The organism is Chitinophaga sp. OAE865, assembly GCF_040546735.1.
Classification (GTDB): domain Bacteria; phylum Bacteroidota; class Bacteroidia; order Chitinophagales; family Chitinophagaceae; genus Chitinophaga; species Chitinophaga polysaccharea_A.
The window spans coordinates 5,850,470-5,872,439 of record NZ_JBEPOF010000001.1; the positions used below are offsets into that span (position 1 = coordinate 5,850,470).

Annotated in this window: 8 protein-coding genes and 2 pseudogenes; 3 read left to right on the top strand and 7 right to left on the bottom strand. The window is 43.6% G+C overall.

The features are described 5' to 3' along the window. Positions 1-9 precede the first annotated feature (9 nt). Both ABIE50_RS23455 and ABIE50_RS23460 read right to left on the bottom strand, forming a co-directional pair. Positions 10-6,267: a type I polyketide synthase gene (locus ABIE50_RS23455; RefSeq protein ID WP_209859085.1), complete on the bottom strand. Its 6,258-nt coding sequence runs from the start codon at positions 6,265-6,267 to the stop codon at positions 10-12. A 65-nt stretch (positions 6,268-6,332) separates the two neighbouring features. After that, positions 6,333-7,499: an SDR family oxidoreductase gene (locus tag ABIE50_RS23460; RefSeq protein ID WP_209859079.1), complete on the bottom strand. Its 1,167-nt coding sequence runs from the start codon at positions 7,497-7,499 to the stop codon at positions 6,333-6,335. 908 nt (positions 7,500-8,407) lie between these two features. Here ABIE50_RS23460 and ABIE50_RS23465 point away from each other — a divergent pair. Continuing rightward, positions 8,408-8,542 carry a hypothetical protein gene (locus ABIE50_RS23465; RefSeq protein ID WP_260607604.1) on the top strand — a complete coding sequence of 45 codons (135 nt, stop codon included), beginning with the start codon at positions 8,408-8,410 and terminating at the stop codon, positions 8,540-8,542. 116 nt (positions 8,543-8,658) lie between these two features. On the opposite strand, the pseudogene ABIE50_RS32240 reads toward ABIE50_RS23465, so the two are convergent. The 3 genes and pseudogenes from ABIE50_RS32240 to ABIE50_RS23480 form a co-directional block, all read right to left on the bottom strand. Continuing rightward, a pseudogene (locus tag ABIE50_RS32240) lies at positions 8,659-9,063 on the bottom strand (TlpA family protein disulfide reductase); the annotation flags it as partial. A gap of 1,065 nt (positions 9,064-10,128) precedes the next feature. Then, positions 10,129-11,787 carry a RagB/SusD family nutrient uptake outer membrane protein gene (locus ABIE50_RS23475; protein ID WP_209859077.1) on the bottom strand — a complete coding sequence of 553 codons (1,659 nt, stop codon included), beginning with the start codon at positions 11,785-11,787 and terminating at the stop codon, positions 10,129-10,131. A gap of 15 nt (positions 11,788-11,802) precedes the next feature. After that, the gene (locus tag ABIE50_RS23480) at positions 11,803-14,982 is read right to left on the bottom strand and encodes a SusC/RagA family TonB-linked outer membrane protein (RefSeq protein WP_209859075.1); all 3,180 of its coding nucleotides are present in this window, start codon (positions 14,980-14,982) and stop codon (positions 11,803-11,805) included. 743 nt (positions 14,983-15,725) lie between these two features. Here ABIE50_RS23480 and ABIE50_RS23485 point away from each other — a divergent pair. After that, positions 15,726-16,087 (top strand): annotated as a pseudogene (locus ABIE50_RS23485) (transposase). Positions 16,088-16,406: 319 nt separating this feature from the next. Here ABIE50_RS23485 and ABIE50_RS23490 read toward each other — a convergent pair. Beyond that, the gene (locus ABIE50_RS23490) at positions 16,407-18,707 is read right to left on the bottom strand and encodes a GmrSD restriction endonuclease domain-containing protein (RefSeq protein WP_209859071.1); all 2,301 of its coding nucleotides are present in this window, start codon (positions 18,705-18,707) and stop codon (positions 16,407-16,409) included. A gap of 6 nt (positions 18,708-18,713) precedes the next feature. Continuing rightward, the gene (locus ABIE50_RS23495) at positions 18,714-20,564 is read right to left on the bottom strand and encodes a DUF262 domain-containing protein (RefSeq protein WP_209859069.1); all 1,851 of its coding nucleotides are present in this window, start codon (positions 20,562-20,564) and stop codon (positions 18,714-18,716) included. Between the two features lie 473 nt (positions 20,565-21,037). On the opposite strand from ABIE50_RS23495, the gene ABIE50_RS23500 reads away from it, so the two are divergent. Next, positions 21,038-21,283 (top strand): YegP family protein, encoded by a 246-nt coding sequence (locus tag ABIE50_RS23500; RefSeq protein ID WP_502913961.1) that lies wholly within the window; start codon positions 21,038-21,040, stop codon positions 21,281-21,283. The last annotated feature ends 687 nt before the right edge of the window (positions 21,284-21,970 follow it).

Consider the following 21,970-nt stretch of genomic DNA (forward strand, 5'->3'; position numbering starts at 1 on the left):
TACAAAACCCTAGCCTTTTTCCAGGACTGGCGCCGTAACCGTTGCGGTCTCTTCACTCTTTTGTTTCTTATCCTGTAAGCCCGTTTCTAACCGGTATATCTTTAACTTTAGCAGTTGGGCCAATTGGGCAATGGTTCCGGCGCCCAGTACTTCCATCACGGGTAAATCAATTCCCAGCTTAGATTGAATGGCTATGACCAATTCAACAGACATAATGGAATCAAATCCCAGGTCATTTAATCTGGCTTCCGGTTGCAGTGAATCTGCGGCAGTGCGGGTTATTTCAGCAATTAGTTGTTTAACGCCATCCAGTACAATAATATCCCATTGATCTCTTCCCTGAGCCAGAAGGCTGCATACAAAATCGGGCAATGATCCATGCTGTCTGTTTCCCAGTAGTCCAGCTATTCTTTTCCAGGCGCCAGGGAGCGAAGCGGTCATTTTATTCCAATCAACATCGATGATGCCGATGTGGTTTTGAGAGTGACTGATGGCTTCACCCATTAGATGAAGACCAATGGCTGGTGTTATGGGTCTGTAGCCAATGTTAACCACATGAGATTGCGCCAGATGATTCCTTACCAGCATGCCTGTTTCACCAATAGGTCCCCAACTGATACTGATTGCAGGCAAACCCCGTCGTATTCTCTCCAGCACCAGTCCATCCAGAAAGCAATTGGCGGTGGTGTAGGCCAATTGCCCGGTATTACCTGTATAGCTTGTTACAGAGGAATAACATACAAAGAATTTTAAGGAACAGCCTTGAGTTTGCTCATGCAAGTGCCATGCGCCTAATGCTTTGGGCAAAAACACCTTATCAAAAACAGCGGGCGTAATTGATTCGATAAGGCAATCTTCCAGCACAGCCGCGGCGTGTATTATACCTGTCAATTTCAATCCTTTATCTAAAGAACATTGCAGGGCCTTTTTTACCGAAGCGGATTCGGTTACATCCAATTGAACAGGATAAACGGAGCAATTGTAAGATTCAATTTTCTCCCGGATATGTTTTTCCTCATCAGGAATGCGTCCGCTCCTACTTCCCAATATAAGATGTTTCACTCCCTGCTCTGCCATCCATAGGGCGGTTCGTAAACCAAAGCCGCTGCAACCACCCGTTATTAAGACGCTTTCATTTTCATTGAACCTAAGCTTCTCCCCGACCTCCGGTACTGTTTCCAGGTCATGATTATTGAAATCAACTACCACTTTTCCATAATGGTTACCTGACGCCAGCTTTTTAAACGCCTCCCGGCATTTGGCCCCATCAAGAACTTCATAAGGAAGTGTAGGCAATAATTTTCTGGTATAATCCCTGAGGAAATTCAGGAAAAACCGGCGGGCGATCTGAGGAGATACAGGAAGTATTTTATCCAGATCCAATGCAATGAATTGTATACTTTGATTGAAGGGAAGAAGTGAAAGTCTGCTGTTGGTAGTAATATCCTGTTTGCCTATTTCAATAAACCTGCCGAGGGTGCGGATAAGACGGAGACTTTTATGCAGGGCCGCTCCTGAAAGGGAATTTAGTACCATATCCACCCCTTCTCCATTTGTATCCCTCAGTATTTCATCGTAAAAATTCAGCGATCTTGAATCATACACATGTGCGATACCCATCGATTTCAATAAAGCTCTTTTCTCGCTTGTACCGGCAGTAGCAAATACTTTGGCTCCCCTGGCCAAGGCTATATTGCACGCCGACAATCCCACTCCGCCGGCAGCCGCGTGAATCAGAATGCGTTCGTCTTTTTGCAAGTGCCCCATTTCAATCAATGCAGTCCAGGCGGTATAGTACACGAAAAAGCAAGCCGCCTCTTCAAAAGAAATGTCATCCGGCAATTTGAATACATACTGTTGGTTAATGTTAATATGTGTACGTAACCCGTTGCCAATAAAATATACCCTGTCTCCCACCTGCAGCTGTTCAACAGACGGATGGACCTGCGTAACAACACCAGCGCCCTCCAGTCCAAATTCAGTACCAAAGAAAGTATCTTCCAGGGCGGCCTCATTCAACATACCCATCGCCTTCATGACGTCTTTAAAATTGATTGAAGAAGCTGCCACTGCAACCTGTACCTCGTTTGCGCCAGGTGCATCAATCTCTATGTTTCTGAAAGCAAGGCTTTCCATTTTTCCTTTTTGCAGTATATCCAACCGGTATGCCCTGTTGTCTCTTCTCTTTACCGGCGTTTGAGCCCTTTGCGGAAAGCTGATGTCGTCCCTGACCAAAGCGCCCTGGTACCAACCAGATGCGGTATAGATCAATTCCTCTTCTTCAAATGAGCTTTGCACCAGAGTTCTCAGGTCACTGTCCGTCGGTGGATGCTGCAAATCAATCGTTTTTAACTGTATATGAGGCATTTCAGTTGTAACTGTTCTGGCAAAACCTACTAAGGCAGTGTGATGTGGATTTATCTTTTCAACTACAGGATTGATTTCGTCGGCGAGACCATATTCTATCAACAGTAATAACCGTTGCAGCTGTTTTCTTTTTACCGGGCTTTGTAATAAAGCAATTAACCGGTGACAATCTGTTAGGGTATCAGTTATACCGTTACCATCGGTAGCAGCTATGTAGAGTAACTGGAAATCTTTATCTTTTATCTCCACCAGTTCATCAATGGGTATAAACTGAATGGGCAGCGCAGACTGCAGCGAAAGCTTGTCGAATGTTGAACGATCACCTGTTGCCAATAAAGGAGTATGCGCATAATCATGGTTATAAGCAAACCGGTACGGCGAAAAGGTATACTTGTATATCCAGTTTTGCAGTGGATCCAGTTCATTGCTGATAGCTACTTTTTTGCAGAAGAGCCCCTGCAGATCTACCAGTACATTGCCGCTATCATCCAACAATTGCAGGTTGCCGGAAAAACTGTTGGCATTTTGCCTGGTAATTTCACCTGTGCAGTAAACAAGAGGGGGAAGTGCTTTAAACACCCTAATGGCATCAATTTTAACAGGCAGGTAGGCTTTACCCGGATAGGTGTTGGCCAGTAACAGCAAAATCGACTGAAAAGCACCATCCAGGATCGCCGGATGCACAATAGATTGCCGGCCGGTTGGTTCACCTGTATATTGTAAAACAGCGAACACCTCGTTGTTATTAAAAAATGAATAAGATGAAATGGTCTGGAAATGTTCTTTATAATTTAATCCTATCGATGCAAAATATTGATAGGCATCAGCTTTGGTGAAGGTGCGGGTAAGCGCCAACAGGGTGTGTACATCTTTGCAGGGTAACGTGGCATATTTATCGGAAGTCCAGGCCATCCCTTTTACATGAGTTGTCCAGTTATCATTTACTTTTGACGAAATTGAAAAACTACCTTCCGGATACAGGGAGGTAACCAATTCGGGGTACTCTTCTTCCTGAAAGGAAAATGCCGCGTTAAATTCCAACTGCTCAACAATAAGTGTTCCACCGGAGAAGTCGGCAGACAACAGGGATAGAATACTTTCTACGTAGCCTGCCCCCGGGAAAACGATAGTGTTCCCGATCTGGTGATCTTTCAGGTAATGCAAAGCCGGCCGGTTGATCTGGGTCCTCCAGGAGGTGCCCGGGCCAGTCATTTTTTCCTGCAAAAAAGGATTCGGATTATTTTCACCCGACCGGAAACTGGCAATTTCCGCTGCCTGCGTCCAGCAATATTCCTTATCCCAGGCATAGGCTGGCAGCTTTATTGTTTCACCTTTAATGCCTGGGTTCAATAAAACCGGCACGCCAGCGCCAATCAGCCCCTCTATGTTTTTACAGATGACTTCAGATTCGTTGGTTTGCCGTTTCAAAGTAAAGAACGTGCTCACATTTACGCCGGATGCAGCGGCAATTTCCTTGATGGCACCGCCCAATACCGGGTGGGGACCAATTTCGATAAAATTAGTATAACCCTGTTTTATCAGTTTTTCAAGCGCCTCGCTGAAGAATACCTGCTGCCGTACATTCTTCCACCAGTAACCGGCATCATGTGTAGCTATATTCACAGCTGCTCCTGTTACGGTTGAATATATAGGTATGGCCGGCGGGCGGGGTTGCACAAAGCCGAAAGCCTCCAGCAGTTCCTTCTTAAGAACATCGGTTTGTGACGAATGATAAGCTACCTGTACACGAACAAACCTGGAAAAAAATCCTTCCGCAGTCAATTGCTGGTCGAGCAGGCCTAAGCTTTCCTCTGTTCCGGCGATAGTAACCGATTGAGGAGAGTTGATGGTAGCAATTTCAAGATCCGGAAAGGATTGCAGGTACTCAGCTGCCTTTTCCTTGCTTAGCCCCACCGACAGCAAGGTGCCTTTACCGGCTATTTTTTCCAGAATATTGCCCCTATGGTAAATAATGCGCACACCTTCTTCCAGTGTAATTGTTTTTGCGATTACTGCTGCGGCAATCTCTCCTACGCTATGCCCTACTATCACGTCTTTAGGAACGCCTTTCGCGGTTAGCATTTCACTCAAGCCAATCTGGATAAAGAAATTAGCTGCCTGAGCAAAATTGTTGCTGGTAATTTGCGAAGTTGCTGCATCTTTCTGCATTTCGGTCAGTAGTGAATAACCCGCAATAGCGGTAAATATAGCATCACAATTATCTAACGTATTTCTGAACACAACATCACACTTGTAAAGCTCCTGCCCCATTCCGTACCATTGAGGGCCCATACCGGTAAATACCCAGACCAGTCTTGGGTCTTTATTTGCTGTTATTCTGGGGTATTCTGCGTTTAGTATTTTCATCTCCAGGGCAGTTACCAGTTCCTGCCGGCTGCCGGCCTCCACAAGCCATGAAAAATCATGTAGTGTTTTCCGCCGGGTTAGGGAATAAGCCAGATCATGCAGCGGCAGCTCTTTCTCTTTTTCCAGGAAACCCAGTAGGTTCACTGTATTCTCTTTCAACGCTCCGGCAGATTTTCCGGAAACAATGAACTGATATTTAATGGACTGCCCAGGTACGTTAACCGGTACTGATGCATCGGGGCTAAACCTGGATAGGATGGCATGACCATTTGTTCCGCCATAGCCGAAAGAATTAACTGCTGCATATGCCGGTTTATTTTCCAGATACCAGGTGGCGCCCTGAAGAGGAATGTCGATGTTTAATTGGGTGAATGGTATGCCTGAGGACAACGGACCCAGGTTCATGTGCGGCAAAATTTCCTGGTATTTCAGTATCAATGCCGCTTTAATTACACCGGCTACACCAGAAGCCGCTTCCGTATGGCCTATATTGGGCTTTATTGAACCAACAGGTAATGCATGCGGTCTGCCTTTGCCGTATATGCTGCCCAGGGCGTTCAGTTCAATAGGATCGCCTGCCTTTGTACCGGTTCCATGCGCTTCAACATAGTCAATTTTTGACGGGTGTATGCCGCTTACCTTCAGCGCGTCCTGAATCACTTTTACCTGCGCATTCAGATTGGGAAGCGATATGCCTTCTGTTCTCCCATCCTGATTAATCGCGGTGCCTTCAATCACCGCATAAATGGCATCGCCATCTGCAATAGCTTTGTCCAGCGACTTTAAAACGAGAATGCCAGCGCCCTCCCCCCTGCCATATCCGTCAGCCTGTTCAAAAAAAGCTTTGGATCGGCCGTCTCTTGCCAAATATTTCCCTTTGCACATGAATATACTCGCTGCAGGGTTGAGCATTACATTTACGCCACCCGCAATAGCCAGCTCCGCTTCTCCGTTCTTTATCGCCTGGCAGGCCAAGTGAATGGCTACCATGGATGAAGAGCAGGCTGTATCAATGGTAACAGAGGGGCCCATAAGGTCAAAGGCATGGGAAATTCTGTTAGAAAGTAAAGTAGCGGAACCTGCTACCGCTGTATGCGTATTCATATATCGCAGCGCATCTCCGGCCACCCGCAGCATCAGGTTATCCAGCATAAAGCTGCCGATAAATACACCGGTATTTGTTTTCCTGAGCGTACGTACGTCCAGCCCCGCGTCGTCAAATGCTTCATATGCAGTTTCCAGGAGTAGTTTTTGCTGAATGTCGAGCGTCAGGCTTTCTCTGCGGGAAAGGCCGAAAAAATTGTAATCAAAGTCGTAAATATTTCCTCCAAGAAATGCCCCCCGCTTTACATACATTTTTCCCGGCGCTTCCTCATTCGGATCATAAAATTTGTCCAGGCTCCACCTGTCTTCCGGTACGTCACTTAATCCATCATGGCAACTTCTTAGCAGATGCCAGAAACTTGCAGGATCAGTAATATTCCCTGCATACCTGCAGCCGATACCTATAATAGCAATTCTTTTCTTTTCCATGGCATGATTGATGAGAATAGTAATAGCAATTAAAAAAGATGTTTACGTGCGGGAAATTTCTTTTTTCAGAGCGACCTGAATTCGTTTTCATAAGCAAATTCATACAGGTCCTTAAATCCCTTCACTACATCTGCCTCAACAACATCAGACATAATTCCCCGAAGTCTTACAGTATCAAATTGATGAACCGGAGTAGACAGATAGCTGGAAAACATGGGACCTATTGTTTCATAATATTGCTTTTCCAATACTGACATGCTCCCGGGCGGGGGCTCGCATGCTGTCAGATCACATTTTATTCCCGCGTAATTGCACATAGATTGAAATAAATAAGCAACGGGCACATGCCGGGAGCTAACGGCATTCAGCTGGCCAATAGCATCATTTTCAAACGACCTGACAATAGCTTTGGCTACGTAATCAACCGGCACAATATTCATGCTGCCGGCAGGATTCGCCGCTATCCTGATCTTCTCGCCCATACGAAGGATATTTGATAAACTGCACGCGTATAGAAATTTTCCAAACAGGTAAAACACGTTAAAAGTGGGAGTATAATATAAGGGTTCATCCAACATACGGCCACATATACTTGATGGCCTAACAATCTGCCAGGCTTTACCGTGTTGCCGGCAATATTTGATGAGTTCAAACTCCATTTTTATTTTAAATCTTTCGTATGGGTTACGGTTTTTAATCTCTTCATTTAAAACAGGGTCACCAGCGGCATCGAATTGTATATACTGATCGGTGATCACACCTTCCTGATGACCTATTGAAAAAGCGCTGCTGATAAAAATGAATTTGTACAATTTCGGCGTACACCACGCCAGTAGATGTTTTGTGGCCAGATAGTTATGAGTAAAGGCCTTTTCATTCGCAGTGGAGGTATTGGACAGGTCGGTTTCCGCAGCGGTATGAATAACATGCAGGTTATCAAAATTTTCCAGTGTGGCAAGGTGGGCGGCATTTAATTCTTCAATACCTGCTTCAATCAACGTTATATGCTTCAATAGATCATTTACGGCATATCCTTTTAAATATGCCGGTCTGTAACGATGAGCAATAATCGTCTTTAACCGTTCCAGGCCAGTTTGGCCTGACCTGGTGCGTATTACAACACCCAACGCACCCATTTTCCTCCCTGATGCATATAGATACAATAATTCATACAATACGTGCCTCCCAAGTATACCGGTAACACCTGTGAGCAATACATTTGTATTGGTCATAAAGAACAATAATTGGTAGTCATAAAATAAGAAGACAGTTAATCTATCGGGTTTTCACTGGAAAAATAAATAGCGGTTATTCTGAGTAAATTAGATTATTGCCGGTTCAGCAAAAATTTGTCTATTTGCATAAACCACTCAGGAAGATAATGGCAGAAATCGTTGTGAAATTTTTACTAACTAGCTTAACATTCCAAAATCTTGCTGTGCAAAAACTTAAGCAAGTAAAATATTTTCCGGAATTAAGTAAACTATCTTTTTGTTCATTCTGCTGCAGAACTATTCATTTTGTTCATTTAACAAATGCCGCTTCAAATCAGATTCTCATTTAGACATCGTTGAAAGTCAAGGATGATTTTTACATTGACCTCATCACTGAATAACCACACAAACCCAGCTTGAAAGCCGAATACTTAAGCACTGCCGGACAATTGGGCGGTGAGGGTATTGCAGCAGGCCATGAGAATTGAAGTATGTTTCAAAGCTAATGGGACTAGCTCCGTAAAGCATACAGAGATCCTGGATAAGGAATTGGACAAAGCCATGCGCGTATTTGATAAAAAATAAGTGAGGGAACGTTTTCCAATGTATTTACTGTGTTGCCCCTAAAAGAAAAAAGATCTTGTAAAGAGTATTTACAAGATCCTGCAAGTATTTTTTTGTGAACCTTATGGTACAAAAATCGAACCTCTTTGTTTTTGATCTTAAAGAATCAGCTGAATTAACTGATCTATGCTCATTTTACGCCGGATGCTTTAGATGGTTTCTGTCCCGGCGGTTTTTCCAGGAAACACCGTATGGGAAAACATTCAACCGGAGCATGCCGTAGCCTTGTATAGATTTCTGGGTGGCCGCAGAAGTGGTGTTGCCTGTCTTAACTAATTTCTTAAAATCTTAAAGCTAAAACCATGGCACAGAAAGCGATTGTAAAGCTCAGAACAAAACTGGTGGTTGGCACCGGCAAAGGCGCCTGGACCTATATTATATGGGACGGCGTAGGAGATACCTTTGGCCCAAGGCCTGGATTTAGATCCAGGTACTAATAGTTGAATGTTTTAAGACATCTATAGAGAGAGCAGAAAAACAAAGCCACAGAACGCGTTTAGTAGTTTGTAGCTTTGTTTTTCTATATACCGGTATACCGGCTGATTTCTTCCCCTTATTTTGACAACGCTTCCCTGATTTTAGTTTCAGTAATGGCGTCACTGGGACGGGGAGCATCATTATCAAAAACGCGACCTTCCTTATCAAGGATGATGTACCGCGGGATGCCCTCAACGTTGAATATTTTGGCAATCTTGCTTTCACGCGCACCTTCTGCCAACACGTGTAGTCCTTCTATTTTGTCTTCTGCGATAGCGCGTTTCCATTTTGAAATATCGTCATCAAGACTGACATAGAGGAATACCACGTCTTTATTGTTGCCGAATTTTGCATGAAGTCCCGGGGCGCCATTTTTCATCTGGTAGCGACAGGGGCCGCACCAACTCGCCCAGAAGTCGAGGTATACGGCCTTTCCCTTGAAATCGGACAGTTTCACCGACTTGTTATCCTGGTCTTTTAATTCTACAGGAGGCGGTACCGTGCCTACTTCTACGGCGGCATACTTTTGGTATACCGACTTCAACTCCTTATACCAGGCTGGAAATCCAACATTTTCCTTATGATATTCTTCTATCATATTGCGGTATTCGGATGGTTTCTTAGCGCTTCCCAACAGCATTTCCAGGGAGCGTGCCATTGCCAGTGCACGGAGCCTTCCGGGACGATAAATTTTCGCGGCGATGCCGTAAAGGCTAAGTGACCACTGCGCATTTATTACTTTTTCATCTAATTGATGCTGGCTGAACATTTCCTTTTCACGCAGAAATGCAGGATAAGCGTAAGTCCACAATGAAGCTTCAGCATTACTTTGAAGTTGTTGGCCCGCAGCAGCCACTTCCTTTTCAAACGCCCAGTAACCCGTTGGCAATAACGCTGATTTTTTCTTATGCTGATACATAGACAAAAGTCCAGGCGCCTGTAACAGCGCTTTAATATATTCTGACTGGATAGACGACACAGCATACGTCAGGAAGCCCTTGGAAAGACCCGTTTTATTTTCCTGCAGAATTTGTTGTTGTTTTTTATAACAATCCTGTATTGCTTTCACCCAGTTGTCCGGCGTTATTTTCTCGATATCAGACTTTTTATACTGATCGGTTTTACATTGATTGAGCAGCGCTAACACCTGATTATTCGCGGCGCCTTTACCGGAGAACAGCACAGGGGCGCCGTCTTCCTCAGACTGGCAAACAATTTCAAGACTATCTTCCGGTTCCAGGAAGAGATCAATCCGTTTCCTAACCGGAGCCGCATACAATATACCTTCAATTGCCTTCCCCAACCCGAAAGAGAGCCTGGCAACACCGGCTGCATCCGGGCGAGCTTCCTGCAGAATTATCCGGAAAGGAAAATCAGTATGATCGGAGAGTGCTACTCCGATTTTGGCTGAATCACCTGTTGCGCCCTTTATTCTGGCGATGATCACCGTATTTTGCTGTGCCAGCGTATAGCTGGTAATTCCCAACAGCATGCTCAAAAATAAACCCTTCATAATAATCGATTTAAACGTTTATCAACTATTTATTTACCATCCCGGGCTCTGCTGAAACCGGGGTATAACGGTTTGTATTTTCTTTACTTCATCCAAAGGCACTGGCATACGATACATCTGCGGAGCACGGAATACCCTTTGTCCTACTTCAGTTTGCTGATACCGAAAAGAGCCATCCGGCTGTCTGACGATCCGGGTACCGTGCACGGGTCCTGACAGTATGGTTGCAGCAATGTTCCAGCGGCGCAGATCGAAAAAGCGCTGGTCTTCAAATGCCATTTCCACCCGTCTTTCATTTACGTAACGTTCCCAGGTATAGTCGCTCTCCGCAATGGGCGGCATTCCGCTTCGTTCCCGTACCTTGTTTACATATTGGAGCGACTCTCCGATATTACCCAGTTGCCATTGCGCTTCAGCATAATCCAATAAAATTTCTGTATAACGGAAAAGGATATACGGTTGAAAGCTGTAGGGAAGCGTCCGGGTATTACCAGAGGAAAAATATACAGGATCGAGAAACTTCTTCAGGTAATAGCCGGTTTGCGTGGAGGTGGTCAACAGCTTATCTTTTCCACCATCAAACGTCTCCACTGCACGTCCTGCCCAGGGCGCTCCATTATATAAAATGCTGGCATAAAACCGGGGATCGCGTCCTTCGTAGGGTTTAGCCGGGTTGTACCCCGACACCGGATCTGTGATGGGTCTCCCGTTTTGCATCTCATAGGCATTCACCAGGTCCGCCGTGGGAGCACAATCGCCACGACCGCCATAACCAGTAGGCTGGGTAAACAAATCCAGCATCGATACAGGCTTACCGTTGATCGAATATTCCCGGTAAAAAATCAGCTCTTTGTTGGTTTTGTCGAGGAAAATCCGCTGATAGTCATTATGCAATGTATAACCATCGGTCAGTTGCATTACCTTCTTAGCAGCATTTGCAGCATTTTCCCAGCGTTTTCGTTCACGGGCCGGGTTATTGAAAGGGCTGGCGGCATATAGCAGTAAGCGCGTTTTGTAAGCCATGGCAGCGCCTTTGGAGGGGCGACCTGAAATTACAGCCGACCTGTCAGGCAGCAATAGCGCCGCTTTATCCAGGTCAGCCACAATACTGTCGACACAAGTCATGTATGGGCTCCGGTCTGTGAATACATCACCACCAACTTGTTGCACGTGAAGGATTAACGGTACGCCCAACTGCTCCGGGCCACCACCATATAGCCGTAATAGTTCCTGGTAAAACAGGGCCCGCAAAAAATAGGCTTCACCGGTCAATACGGACTTGCTCTCCCCTTCCGGTAGTTTAGCAACATTTTCCAAGAAGATATTCGTTTGCCGGATACCCATATACATAGTTGCCCACATATAATTCAGGTTGGTGGATTCTGCATTGAAATTCCCCATAGCCAACTGATTGGCCCGGGAAGCTGCTGAGGAAGACACGGCTTCATCTGTGGCCTGGGCCAACATCAGCACATCCAAATAGGATGTGCCCATTCCGGCCCAGGTACCGGAATAACCCGACGGTACCAGGTTGTAAATGTTGTTCATAAAAGCGCCGGCCGCTATAGCATCTGCAAATACCGCGTCTGTACTTAGACTGACGGGCTTGATATCCAGCAGTTTCTTTCCGCATGCGGTTACTATTACCAGGCAAACCGGCAATATGCCTCGAATAATCTTTTTATAGCGCATAAGTAAATTTTAAAATCAGAACTTCACTTCCAGCCCGCAGTTGTAGGAACGTTGTATTGGATATACCAGTGCGCCAAAGCCATCACTCCTGATTTCCGGATCATAAAGCGTTAGTTTACTCCAGGTCGCCAGGTTCAGCGCGCTCGCATAGATCCGTATATGACTGATGCTCAGAGGACGTAGCCAGCGTTGTGGCAACGTATAACCCAGCACGACATTTTTAATGCGCAAGTAGCTGGCGTCCGTGAGCCAATAGGTGGAACGCTGCTTGTTGTTCAGGTTATTGATGAACAAACGCGGGTAAGTGACCTGTGCATTTTCCTCCGGCGTTTTATCCGGAGACCATCTACCCAGGTGTTGTTCAAAGGCATTTCCATTGAAAACCGTGTTGCCTCCCTGAAAGGCCCATGCGGGCAGTGACTGCAAATATTCAGAGACATCGGCCGTCCCCTGCAGTAAGATGCTAAGATCAAAACTCTTTAGTCCAATCGTAATATTAGCGGCATAGGTAATAGCCGGTACTGGTGAATGACCAATACGGCGCATATCTTTTTGATCAATGATTCCATCGCCATTCAGGTCTTTGTAGCGGATATCCCCAGCTTTGACAGTGGATTTGGGAACATTATAGGGAGTGGGTGATTTTTGAGCTTCTTCATCCGTCCGAAACAAGCCATCGGCGATATATGCGCCCCGCTCCAGCCCACTGGTAGGGTCAACAAACTGATAGTAGTCCTGTGTTGTGCCGGAACGCGCCAGTACAGGATTGGGTTGACTCTCCGGCACATAATCCAGTATACTTCTGGAAAAGCTTACATTTGGGCTGATGCTGTAATGCAATTTGCCCAGGTCATATTCATGTTTTAATTGTATCTCAAATCCCCGGTTGGACACGATGCCTGCATTCATCAGTGGTAACTCCGCCCCAAAAGTAGCCGGGTATGTAGCTATCGGTTGGGCTAAAATGTCGGTAGTACGTTTATAAAAATAGTCTGCTGTCAAGGTCAGGACGCCGTTCCAAAAAGACATATCCAAACCAAGATTGGTAGTGGTGGCTTTCTCCCAGGTAATGCCGGGGTTAGACAAAGCGCTGGGCGCCAACGTAAAAACGGCATCGTTATTAAACGTTGGTCGCGCCATGGTGCTATTGAAAAAATCCAGGAAGGGAAAAACGGAACTGATTTTGTCGTTCCCTAAGCGGCCCCAGGAAATACGCAGTTTCAACTGGTCTATAAAAGAGAGTGCAGACGCTCGTTTAAAAAAAGGCTCCTCCGCTACATTCCAGCCGGCGGCCAGGGAAGGGAAAAAGCCCCATCGGTGTCCCGGTGCAAAATTAGCGGAAGCATCATAACGGAAATTCGCTTCTGCCATATAACGGTCAGCATAACTATAGCTCGCCCGGCCAACATACCCTACCCTCGCGTTCTGATAAATATTGCCGGAGTTGACAGCTGTCTTCGCATCTCCAAAATCCAGGTAGTCCAACTGCGGGCTAATAAACCCACTCCTGCTGCCGTTCAGAACTTGTTGTTCTTCCTGTGATTGTGTGTATAAAAACAGGCCATTCCAGGTATGTTTATCAATTGTGCGATTATAACGCAAATGGGCCTCCAATGTTTTGGTTACATACTGGTTGGCATATTCTACCAGGAATAACCTATCGTAGTTAAGCTCCTTGAAATAGAGTGTGGCAGCATCTCCAAAAACCCGTGGATTTTTACTAAAAGTTTTTGTGTTACCATAGTTCCTGTTGTAGGATGCTACTCCTTTAACAGACAACCCCTTTATAAACGGGAGCTGTTGTTCTGCCGATAACGTTCCCTGGAGAGAAGTAGTTCCAATTCGCTGATAGCCGGTTTTATCTTCACTGGTGCTCCATACAGGATTAACAGCACTGCTCAGGTTTCCGACGGCCCCCCATTTGGATGGATCATTGCTAAACCTGTTGGGAACAACCGCAGGCGTCTGAAACAGGTCGTTAAACATTTCGTAATTATTTCTGGCCGGCTGATTTTGTATGGAATATACTGCATTCAGGTCCAGCGCCACAGTCAGATTTTTGTTGACACGCGCATCGAGATTGGAACGAACATTATACCGTTTGTAGTGATTATTGGAGGTAAAGCCTTTTTCATCTGCATAGCCCAGAGACAGATAATATTTTGCCGATTCAGCGCCACCGCTCAATGACAGATTATGCCTTGTCTGGCTTCCATGAGATTTAAGTGCTGCTTTCCACCAATCGGTATCAGGGTACTTATCAGGTTCATCACCGTCTTTAAAATGCTGCAAGGCAGATTGGCTCCAATAAGGCTCCAGCCCTTCGTTTTCCAATGCTTCATTGTACAACGCAGCAAAATCATAAGCGTTCACCGGTTTAGCCATACGGGTATACTGCTGGATACCGGTTAATATGCTGTACCCCAGCACCGGTTTGCCCGATTTGCCCCTTTTTGTGGTGACCAATATGACCCCGTTAGCCGCACGTGCTCCATATACAGCAGCGGCAGTGGCATCTTTCAGCACGGAAATACTCTCCACATCGTCCGGATTAAGGTTGCTCAGTTCATCCGTTTCCTCTAGCCCATCGTATGTCACATTTCTTGGGACGCCATCGATAATCACCAGTGGTTTATTGCTATGATTACGGTCATTAATAGTGTTCATTCCACGCACAGTAAGATTCGAACCGGCGCCGGGAGCGCCTGCATTATCGCCCGCGATGGAAACGAGTCCAGGTAAACGGCCTGCCAGCGCATTAGTCAGGTTCACGGCGCCGCTCTTTTTGATTTCGTCGCCGCCAACGGTCGCCACCGAACCCGCATAGGTGATTTTTTTTGCTGTACTATAACCTATTACCATTACTGCTGAGAGATTTCCAGACTTGGACTGCATGGCTACGTCAACAACCGTATCGTTCTTTACGGGTAGCGTCCGCGAAATATACCCTACACAGGAATACAATAGGCTATCTGCTGCCGTAGACAGGGCTATCTTATAAAAACCGTTGCCGTCTGTAACTACTCCATTGGCATGGCCCTTTTCACGTACCGAAACACCCGGCATCCGCTCACCGGCACTATTCGTTACCACACCGGATATAATGCGGGACGTTTGACCTCCTGCCTTCTTACAAAGGATGATTAGAAACACTAAACACCCGATCGCCCCTGACAGCGCGAATTTTCTGTTCATCTTCAAAAATTTGGAGATAAATGGAAACAATTGGCTTTTATACTGGTACCAAATGATCGTTATAACAACGAGATACAGAAAAACAGATTTTTACCCTCCGCTTTGTGATTTTTTGATTTTTTCCCGGATAATAAAGGAATGACCAGGAACTTCCCCTAATGTGAAGCTGACCTCTTAGCCACCCCTTTATTTCAATTGTCAATCATATACCAACGCAGATTCCCGCGTGACTTATTAAACAAGTATAATAAGAGGCTCTCTGGTAAAGATTAAGTCTGACCGGATTTTGCGCTAATCACAATTTCAGCGAAGCGTCCAGCAGGTTAAATACAAAAGAAATGCTCGATTATAAAGATCTTCTTGAACATGCGCTGCCCCCTCCCTGGTAAACTGTACCGCGGAATTGATCCTGGCCGGCCCCTCAGCAAAACAAGCAGGGCTAATTTTAATAAAAGTTTGGATCAACGATAGACAGCAGGATACACTACAATTCTATTTGATACGGGAGCCGAAGCGACTGTTATTGACTTCACGACTGCGGTACGCCTGGGACTTCATGCTACATCAAAAGATACGATAGCAGGGTTTCAGATGTTGAAACCATAGTAGGTACTATAGAATATCAAGCAATCAACATTCATAACAGCGTTAAGTTAAGAGATTTAAAAGTGCATACTGCCCAAAGAAGTCACGATATTAACTACTCCTCCACAGTACATCAGATACGTAACAGCTGCCGCTATGTGGTCTGGAAAGATAAAAAGGAATTTACCACAGACATGAAAGATGTTTATGCGGCACCGACCAAACAGTCTGCTATGGCTACTCTTGACGCACTGTATGCTGAGTGGAGCGCAAAGTATGCATACGCCATAAAAAGCTGGCGCAAAAACTGGGAGGAACTGACTACCTTTTTTGACTCCCCCTGGAGATCAGACAGATCATCTACACGACAAATCTCATCGAAAATCTGAACGGTAAAGTTAGAAAATACACCAAAAACAAGCTATCCTTCCCTACCGATGAAGCCGCGCTCAATTCTGTATACCAGGCTTTAGGGGAAGTATCAAAAAAATGGATCATGCCCATTAGAAACTGGGCATGATCCTAAATCAGTTTTTAACTATTTTTGATAAAAGGGCAAGAATCTAATTATTATCCTGATTCCCCGATTTTTAAGTTTACACATTTATTGAAATAGTCCCAAACTAAAAGTAAAACTGTTTTGTGTATCCTTTTTGTATCCTTCCAGGTTCATTTTGTATAATTTACTTTTCTGTGGTAAAAATACAAAAGCGCTTAAATCCTACGATTCAAGTGGCTCTAATTTCCTTTGATAATCTTGTTGTGATCCCGCCGATACTATATAATAGTCTTTACTGGAAACACTTCTCACGTTTTTTTCAAGGTACTGCATGGAACTACTAGTTTCGTATCAGATCCTGAACATGTGTCAGCACTTCTTCAGGAGTATCAAATGCAGTACCTTCCATGTCTTGCATCCTTATAAAATATTTTTTATTGCCATCGTGATTGTAGACAATATCAAGTTGTTGATTTTTTAATTGCGTTATCCCATATTGTTTGAGCGTTTCTATATAGGCCATTTTTATTTCCTGCTCCTGAATGCCCTTACCCAACAGTAATTCCTTCAGCAGAAGGGATTTAACCTCTGGGTCACTATATTTATTGTATTTCGTCTTATTAAGTATGTAGATGTAATCTTCATTAAAGAACTTAATAAACTTATTCTGTGAAGTGTTCATCAATACTGGATGATCAACCAGATCCTTGCGCCAATCAGTGCAGGTATGGTCCAGAATGATACGTTGCAGAGATCCTTCAATATCATTGATCTGAATGTCATCCAGGAGGTGCTTGAGATACATAGCTCTTTCATTAGATGCTTTATTGGTAGTGTTTCCGGATTCCCTGAGCAATCTCTTCCAGCTGATATCCCTACCGTTATCTATTACCAGTGAGTAATTGTTTGAATACAGGAGGTAATCTCCCTTAGCCAAAAGCGCCCTTCTGAAGATCTCGTTCTCAAATGTTCTCAATCCGAAATCTGTAAATAAACACTGGAATTTTTCGAAGTATAATTTTGCGCTTTCCAGATAGCCATTTAGTGATATCGTTATCCAATTAATTTCTTTTGCCTGATACGATTTGAAGATGCCGGAATATGCTAATAGGAAAATAATCTGTCCGTCCAGATATTGATGCGCTTCCGCTGTTGTTATAAGATCAACCCAATCTGTTGATCTGGTCATCAACTCAATCTTTAATTTTTCTTCTGCTATTTGCTGACCATCGAATCCGCGTATTGTCAGATGTAAAAAATCGCTGTAAATATCACCAGAATAGGCTTTCAGCATATTATCAATTGAGACGATACTTTCCTGATAATCCTTTGAGGAGTCATATATGGTATGTGTCACCAGATTTCGTATAAGCCGATCCCATCTGCTAAGCTCCTGGCTATTCAGACTGTTCTTATTGGCATTTAAAAACCTGAATATGCCATAATGGAAGATTCTGTCTGCATATCGTATATTAAAACTGTCATCAAAAGCATTCTTAATTATTGCTTGTTTTTTAAAGTAGGTTTCATCATTCAGATAAGCTTGAATATCGCTATTGGAAGATACCAACAAGTCAAGGATATCGATGTATGAAATGATAGTACTTTCTCCTAGTAATGCTAAATTATTAAATTTATAATACGTCAGATCCGCTTTATTATCCAATGCTTTTATACTGTTGTCAAACTTAGACAGATCCTCACGCACGGTTTCATTCAAGGCGACAAAGGCCAGCAGGTTCAGTAATTTATCGTCGAATTCCTTTGTTTCCGGGTTTTTCAGATGCCAGAAATAATCGGACCAGACCGTATCTATCCTGGTCATGAAATAAGTTTCTACATCAACTTCTGTATCTCCATTACTATGAGATAATCTATAGGTATGTTTTGTATTAAAATCCGAAGTTTCAATAAATCTGCATAATTCGGCTTTTAGATTCTCAAAATTCGTAAGCGGTTTTCCCCTTGCATTCATCTTAATATATAAATCATCGGAAAGCCCAAAATCTTTGACATCCAAAAAGTGGAATACGATAGGAGGTTCTTGTGGTTGAATCAGATCAGTAAATAAAATGCTTGTATCGCGGAATACCATATCGATCTCGTCTAACATTGTGATCGCCGACTGGATAGTGAGATCGTGGTTCCACGACATATAATACCAGTTTTTATTAGTAATTATGGTCTTAAAGGATTGATTATCCCCGAATGCCTGTTTATGGTCTTGTTCGGAAAAACCATTTACTAAATTCTTGATAAAAGAATCGGACGATTGCCTCGTGAGATATGTGAATTTAGAAAATTGCTCCTGATACCCTGGTAGCTGTTGATCTTTAAAAGCCAGGTACCAATGTAACAGGTATAAAGTTGTTAAACGTTGTTGCCCATCCAGAGGAATGAACATGCCGGTTTCCAAATAGCCATATATAAAGTCCAGTTCCAGTGGTGGAAGCTTTTTCTCCAGCACGGATCTGATTCCTGAAAGTATTTTGTTTAAGAATGCCTTACGGATCTCGGTTGCTTTACGATTATTTCTGCCTTGTGCAAAATCCCGCTGTATCATTGGAATTTGTATGCCGCCAGGTATGCTCAGGCCTGCCACCTTGTTATTTAGTATATCCCAAAGCGTTATATTATTCATGATTGGCTATTTAAAGTAATTTAGGGATTGATTAATGCTTTCTACATATGCTTTTCTATCTTCAAATGTCCAATAGGCCAGATGAGCTGGATCCGTCGTGTAATATTTCAAAAACACCTTTTTGGTTTCTCCGGGTACAAATAAACCCTCTTTATCTTTCTGTAATATCAGGCGCCGCTTTATATCAAACAACGAATTTTGCAGGGATGAATTCATATTCAGGTCTAACAATGCCAGGTTGGCAATGGAATCATCATCATTGATCCAGTTAATATCCGGAAGGCCTTGTTCATTCTCTCCCGAAGTATCGAAAGCGATGGATTTATCATGGTTATCATTGTTAATATCCTGGATAATGTGCTGGATATAGTCTGAGATCTTTTTGAAGCATTCTTCAAAAAGGTTTCTGTTTATTTTTTTCTCTCCGGCATTCAGCAGGATCTGTATCTGGCTGATAATGGCTTTTGCATCATCACTGGTATTATTCTCAAAGAAATACAAATGATCACGTAGCCAGCTCTCATAGTCTTTTTCTTTTAACTCATCAGAATTCTGTGCAAAAATATGCTCGAGCGACCATGTCTTTCCATCCAGTTTCTCAAATGGAAAATTAATGTTGTTATCGCACACGAGCAGGCTATTAGTGACATTGTGCAATAGAAGGATGCTCATAATTTCTTCGTTGTGTGCTCCATATCGCAGAGAAGAAAGATCATCACAGTTTATCGTCCTGGTAATGGCATTTTTAAGATATTCCCAAAATTCTTTCCTGTCTTTTCCTTTAAAAACCTCTATGAGAGACAGAACAGCATACTTCCGTTTTATGAGAAAACCAACCAGATGATTGAATTTCTTATCCTGATACCATTCCAGCAAAATATCAAAGATATCTTTCAGGCGATTCCATTCCTTTTCAATTGGGTATTGGCTTGGGCCGGCATTCGTTGTCTGTTTTATACGGCTGTTCTTAACCTGGTCGTAAAAAAATTTGAAGGAATGATATTTGTTCCTGTCCGTCGCACTTCTTCCAGCACAGAGATCTAATATATAATCGATCCGGGTTTCGTACTCATGAGCGCCTCCATATACGAAGCCCCACACCTTGGGATCCTGAAGGGTTTTCTCCATACGATCCCATTCCAGTGCAATGATATTCTGCCTTAATAAAAGCACTTTACTCAGATCCTGGGGCTGATTGTTGTTATCATTATTGCCTGGAGTCAAATTATTCTTACTGAGACATACAGCTTTTACTAATTCCGCGTTGGTTAATGGGATCTTTCCAATGTTAATGCGGGTAAATACATCTATAGGATCTATATCCGTCTTGATCTCAAACCAGATAAATTCAACCGATCCGGAGATTGTGCTAAACAAGCTGTTGCCGATGTGCGGCATTTCATTTCTTTTCTTCTTCAGCCAATCGTTGATGGTAGTATACGCAAGGCTGATATAATAATAATCAGGATTTTTATCACTAATGCCGGCACTGAGCTTCCGGAGAAATTCTTCACTGTCAGACCTGGTTTCATAGGTTAACGAAAAGATGTCTATATCGCTATTAGTCTCTTTTAGCCTTGATAGCAATATGAAGATGGTAGTAAGCCGCTGCTGGCCGTCTAATACTTCATACCTACCATTGGGTAATTGTTTCACTACAATTGGCTGCAGACAGTACTTTTCCTTGTTATTCTGCTTGTTAATGAACTCAAATAGATCATCCAACAGATCTTCTACCTGATCTTTGTCCCATCGGTATCCACGCTGATAGCTAGGTATGAAAAATTGGTATACGGGCTTATCGTTTTTCTGTCTTAATAAGTTGCCGACAGGCATTATGTCTAGTATATTCTCCATATGGTGGATGCTGTTAATAACAAAATTTAGTGCTCAGTAAAATGGCTGCTGTCTTTTGGGCATTTGTTCAATAAAATTTAGTCCCTTATGAGAGAGGTTTACAAATTACTAAATATTGTTAAGTAATCTTCTAAAATGAGACAAGTATATTTTTAGACAACCTCTACGTTCTGATTGAACGCGCATAATGAAAGAAACCGTCAAATGGAGTCCCTCACTCGCCCGGGGATACGAAACTCCTTGCTAAATAAGCCTAAACGGGTATAGATTATATTTCAAACCATTAACAGTATCGTATACACGCCTGGAACCAACCGAGAACCCTCGCCCGTTATGCATTATATATCTGCACCATATTTTGAAATTATTTACTTATCTTCAGGACTTACACAAACCAATCTATATGGGAAAATTCGTTATCACCAAGGACGCCAAAGGCGAATTTTAAACTGAATGCTGGCAACGGAGAAACCATTCTCACCAGCGAAGGCTACACCACAAAAGCAAATTGCGAAAACGGCATTGAATCTGTAGGGAGCAATTCCCAACATGATGAAAGGTTCGATAAGAAAACTTCCTCAAATGGGAAACGCTATTTTAACCTGAAGGCCACAAACGGCCAGGTGATCGGCACCAGCGAAATGTATGAAAGCACCAATGGCATTGCCTCTGTTAAGAGCAATGCCCCTGCGGCTACTGTCGATGACAAAGCCGTATAAGTCTTTTTCGTACATGGCTGGAAGTTATATCCGGCCATGTGTCTTTCTCCTGCTACTTTAGAAACTCCTGGACACTGCTCTTCTCCAGTCCAGCGTAACGGCAAAAGTCCCCCGTTATGAAAATCTACGACCTGCAACAGTGTTTGTTTTTCCTGATGAACACCCAGGTAAGCGTTTTTGATCATAGTGGGGGTAACAGTTGATCCCTGCTTCTTCAACAGGTTGTAGTGCCGGAGCAGCTCACTTCTGACGTGCTGTATCTGGTTGTTGATTTCAATAACCTCCGCAGATCTGCCAATTACGGCACTACTTCTTTTATCAAATTTGGAAGGGATCAACCTGATAGCCGATAGAAAAGCCATCTTTGGGTAATCCGGTGACGGTGATACGGACGCAGATAGTTGCTTTGCCGCTGGGTTCATGGTATCGTACCGGAGATATAAGAGGATTGATAAATCCTGACTTACTTTCATAGTCTACTAAGTTTTGGTTACCGATTTTTGGTGTTGTTTGGTGTTTTTTGGATTGGTTTGCAAGTCGCCAAACCCTTTGCCGGTAAGCATCTCAGAAAAAATCGTCTACAGTAAATTAAAAAAATTTACTATAGACGATTTTGTAGACTCTCAAAATCGTTTGATATGATTTATCTTTTTATCATAAAAGCAAAAAAGCCGCTTAAATCCTACG